Annotated in this window: 2 protein-coding genes and 1 pseudogene; 2 read left to right on the top strand and 1 reads right to left on the bottom strand. The window is 32.2% G+C overall.

Features of this window, described 5'->3' with window-relative positions; genetic code table 11:
- On the bottom strand, nt 1-2,325 hold a 2,325-nt coding region (locus BMX42_RS03565), incomplete at its 3' end, for a SprB repeat-containing protein (protein ID WP_143055598.1).
- 632 nt (nt 2,326-2,957) lie between these two features.
- On the opposite strand from BMX42_RS03565, the gene BMX42_RS03560 reads away from it, so the two are divergent.
- On the top strand, nt 2,958-4,073 hold the full coding sequence (locus tag BMX42_RS03560; protein WP_091308714.1) for a reprolysin-like metallopeptidase: 1,116 nt from the start codon (nt 2,958-2,960) through the stop codon (nt 4,071-4,073).
- Nucleotides 4,046-5,050: pseudogene (locus tag BMX42_RS14505) on the top strand (reprolysin-like metallopeptidase); the annotation flags it as partial. The gene BMX42_RS03560 and the pseudogene BMX42_RS14505, both read left to right, overlap by 28 nt.

The following is a 5,050-nucleotide window of genomic DNA, read 5'->3' as shown; positions in this document are numbered from 1 at the left end:
TGGATTACAACCTAAATCACCACTTTGATTTTGTGTTGTGATTACCGGTGCTTCAGTGTCTCCAATTACAGTATAAATACCTTGACAATCACCGCTTTGTGAGCAATCGTCAGAATATGTAACTGTAGCAGTATAAATTTCGCCACATTTATTTGGAGAAAAAACGCCATCATCATCAACAACATTACCTTGGCTGTCTGTAACACTAATACTAAATTGTAAATTAGTACCACCTGTAGGAGCTAAACTAAGATACCAAGCTAAGTAATCTTGATCAATAGCTTGTTGAGATAGACCACAAGCAGCTAATTGATCATTAGAACAATTTTCTGTAACAGGTGGGGGATTATCTCTCGTTACTTCGATACTACATGCTGTTGCGTTAGCAATAGAGTTTTGTACTTGATCTAACATTAGTACTGTATAATTCCCTGCTGCTAGATTTGTAAAAACTACTTCAGCAAAATTGTTTTCACCCTGTGGATTTTGATTCAAAAATGATTGAAGTGGGTTTGTGAAATTTGTGTCGGTTGATAAATATAAATAGAAGTTATAAGAAGGGAAACCATTTTCTGCTCTGGCAGTAATTGAACCAGCTACATTACAAGGTGTCGGAATACTGGATAATGTACAGTTGATATTACAACCACCAATACTGAATATCCCGCTAGTTGTGTCAATTTTACCACAAGCATCTGTAATTGTCCAAATAACTTCAACTTCTCCGCCGTTAATAGCTGGTGGAGTTGGGTTTGTTGGGTTGGTTGTGATAGTGTATGGTTCAGTTCCAGATGCTAAAATCTGCAATGAATTTAACCAAGCATTAAAATCGATATTTAATTGAGCCTGAGCTTGTGATAGAGATAATCCACAATAGATTCCAAATCCAGGTCCGATATTAATATCTGGTTGATTTGGGTTTGGTTCTGAAATACTAACTTGATATTGCCCTTTACATCCTTTTGAATCTTGTACATAAACGGTATAAGGTCCTGCTAGAACTGTAAAAGTGTTTTCAGCTTGATAAGTTATATCATCAATAGAATAGGTATACGGAGGAGTTCCTCCACTTGCACTAACTGTTATTGTAGAATTACCGCCATTACAAATTATTGGAGTGAAACTTGCTCCTGCATTAGGAGGAGGGTTTATTGTGGCTATAACTGGCGCTCTTGATCCTTCACAACCATCTGATGTACATGAAACATAAAAAGTAGTTGTTTGTGAAATTGACGGTGTGTTAAATGATGGGCCGCTTCCAATTGGTGATCCGCCTGTGGCATTAGCATACCAATTTAATGTTCCAGTACAACCAGAAGCGCTTAAGGTTACACTTCCTGTACCACATCGACTACTAGCAACAGCACTTGGTGCTGGAGGAACCCCAGAGAAACCACCTGCAGCTAAATCTTGTAATGATGCAGTTAAAGATTGTGAATTTCTTGTTTCTAAAAGGAATCTTTTAAAACATGGGCTAATTCCTTGAATGGTAGCCAAATCTAAACTTCCTTCAAAAAATAATGGTACTGGATAAGTATTTGCTGGCCCAGATTTTGGACTAAAAATCCATGTGTCACCATTAAACATTGGTGTGCCACTTGCTCCGCCTGGTACATTGTATGAAACGCTATTTGATGCTAATGTTGCAGATACAACGTTTGCATTAATTAATACTAATGCTCCAGGATTATTGGCTGTTTTTCCAGCCCATACATAAACTATTGGCTGAACAATTCCACCACCATTTGTGAAATTACTAATAATAAGTATATCACCATTAGCGTGTTCACCTACAAATGGACTAGCTGAATCACCTGTTCCTGTAGGCATAACATCATTAAGGAAAAACCAAAATCCAATTTGAGCATCTCCATTAAAAGCAGCTCTGTCACCAAAAAAGTAAAGTTTAGTTCCTAATAATACAGCACCTGCATTTCCAATGTCTCCTTTGTCATTGGAATTACCTTTAACCCATTTCCAATTTAATGTTGGTGAAGGGTCGGTATCTTTTGAACCTTGTGTCCATTGATCATCAGTTCCGATTACGTTAAATGGATCATGTTTAAATGCCTTTTTAGTATTTGCGGCATTATTTAATACACCAGGCCACTCCGATGGATTTCCATCAATTGTAATTTGGCTATATGCTAAATTATTGTTTAAAAGTATAAATGTAAATAAACTAAAAATTATTAAATATTTATTTAAGCTATTAACTTGTAAATGGCTTTGATATAAATAGTTTAAATAAACCTTCGTCAAATGGTAAATGTCACCTATTGAATGAGGGATTTTTTTTAGATGAAATAAAATATTTTTTTTCATGATAGCATGTTTTGTGAATATCACTTTAGTAATATTCCGTTTAAAATAAATGAGTTGATTATTATTTCAATGAATATTGAAATTTTTTAAAAAAAATAAAAGAGAGAAGGAATGAAAACTTTATTTAAGTAATAAATAAAGTCTAATAAATAATTAATTGTTTTTCAATATTAATAAAAACCAATTAATAGTATGTCAAACAGGGGCAGTCAAATAATTAATACAAATTTAACACTATTTTAAGGTGCTGAAATAGTCAATTTTTACTTTATATTATTATTAACATTTCGATGTAATTAATTGACGATGAAAAACATATAATGATGTGTGATGTGTTTTTTTATCGATTAAAAAATGCTGGTTTTTTTGTTTTTAATACTTAATTTATGGCAATTTTATTTATTCAATCTAAATTAATGTAAGAATTAAAACACAGGTATAAACAACTGACAATCAAATAGTTGATTTAATTTTTTAAAAATTGTTAAAATTATGGTTTGAAATGATATTAATTAACTTACAAAATGAAAAAAAATAGTGCATTTCGTCGATTTTTTTGTTAATTTCGTCGATGTTATTTTTTAAATTACTAGTTTTGAGCCAGTTATAAAAAAAAATTAAAACGCACAACTATGAAAAAATTAATTTGTTTTACCTTGTTATTTGTGAGTGTATATCTAAATGCACAAAATGAAAATGGATTATGGAAAAAAAGCAATTCTAACAAAGTAATTATTAACGACGAAAAATCTAATTTCCCTCGAGAGAACATATTTAATTTAGATTTTGAATCTTTAAAAAAGGCATTAAAAACTTCTCCTAAAAGAGATATCTCAAATAAAAATTCTAAAACAATCATCACTTTACCAACAGTAGATGGTAAAATTGAAAAATTTGAAGTATATGAAAATTCTGTTTTAGCTCCTGAATTAGCAGCTAAATTTCCAGAAATTAAATCATATGTTGCAGTTGGTGTAGATAATCCTTCTGTTCGTGCCTTTTTAAGTAGTTCTCCATTAGGTTTTAAAGCTATGATTGTTTATCCAAACAAGGAAACAACTTTTATTGAGCCAATAAGTTCTGATAAAATGACATATAGTATATATAAAACAACCGATCATAAAAAAGCCTTTAATAAATTTGATTGTAATTCAGATCATGATGTTACGGATTTTACAAATCAAATTTCTAATAATTCTACTATATTAATGAGAGGAGCTGATGATTCGAAATTACGTACGTATCGTTTAGCGGTATCTTGTACTGGTGAATATGCTACTTATTTTGGAGGAACAAAGGCTTTAGCATTAGCAGGAATAGTTAATACGATGACTAGAGTTAATGCTCTGTTTGAAAGAGATTTTGGAGTACGTTTAGTGCTTGTTACAAATAATGATTCTATTATTTTTACTGATGCTACTTTAGATCCTTACACAACCGTTTCAAATATTCATACAGAATTAAATAATTGTTTAAATACTAATGTAGGTGATGCTAATTATGATTTAGGGCATTTATTCGATTCTGTTAGAGGTGGTGGAAGTTCTGTTTGTATTGGTTGTGTGGGTATATCAAATTATAAAGGAAAAGCATATTCTTCTACAACACTTATCCCAGAAGGAGATCAATTTGATGTGAATATGGTTTCTCATGAAATGGCACATCAATTAGGTGGAAACATACTTTTACATACGTTACGGAAAGTAGTAATATCGCACAAATGGAGCCAGGAAGTGGGTCTACAATAATGAGTTATGCTGGAAAAACAGTAAAAGACATTCAAGCAACTTATGATTCATATTTTCACGCAATTAGTATTCAACAAGTAACAGATAAAATTAAAACATTAACTTGTGGAACTTCAACTCCTACTAATAATGCAGTGCCAGTTGTTAATGCAGGTTTAGATTTTACAATTCCGAAAGGAACACCGTTTATGTTAACAGGAAGTGCAACTGATGCAAATACTGCTGATCAATTAACTTACTCTTGGGAGCAAATGGACTTAGGAAATGCGACTACTACAGTTCCAACAAGTACTAATACTACTGGAGCTTTATTTAGATCATATAATCCTACTATTTCTCCAGTTCGTTATTTTCCAACTTTGAATACAATATTAAGTGGAGCAACTTCAACTGCTGGTTACAGAATTGTTTCTGAAACTTTGCCTTCAGTTGCTAGAACTTTAAATTTTAGATTAACTGTAAGAGATAACAAAATTGGTGGTGGAGCAAATAACACAGATGATGTAATTGTTTCTGTTGATGGTGTGGCTGGTCCATTTACTGTAGATTCTCAAAATACTGCAACAAGTTATGCGGCAGGAACTACACAAACAATTAATTGGACTGTTGCTGGTACAAATGCAAATGGTGTAAATTGTGCAAATGTTGATATTTTATTATCAACTGATGGTGGTTTAACTTTTCCAATTTCATTAGTTGCAGATACGCCAAATGACGGATCTCAAGCGGTAGTTATTCCTAATGTTTCAGGTACTACTAATAGAATTATGGTGAAAGGAAGTAATCATATTTTCTTTGATATAAACAATGCCGACCTTACAATTACAGGTTCTGGTTCTGCAGATGCAACAGCTCCTTTAGCTACAACAATTTCAGCTTCAGGAACAACTGCTACTGGAACTAATTTATCTTGGAATGTTTCATCAGATAATGTTGGAGTAGTAGGATACAAAGTGTATCAAAATGGAGTTTTAAAA

It is taken from the genome of Flavobacterium terrigena (genome assembly GCF_900108955.1).
Taxonomy (GTDB): domain Bacteria; phylum Bacteroidota; class Bacteroidia; order Flavobacteriales; family Flavobacteriaceae; genus Flavobacterium; species Flavobacterium terrigena.
Note: the sequence above shows the minus strand (reverse complement) of the source record. Positions and strands in the feature narration are given on the sequence as shown.

Coding starts and splice junctions, on each gene's coding strand:
- BMX42_RS03560 (WP_091308714.1), top strand. CDS start 2,958: ATGAAAAAATTAATTTGTTTTACCTTGTTATTTGTGAGTGTATATCTA.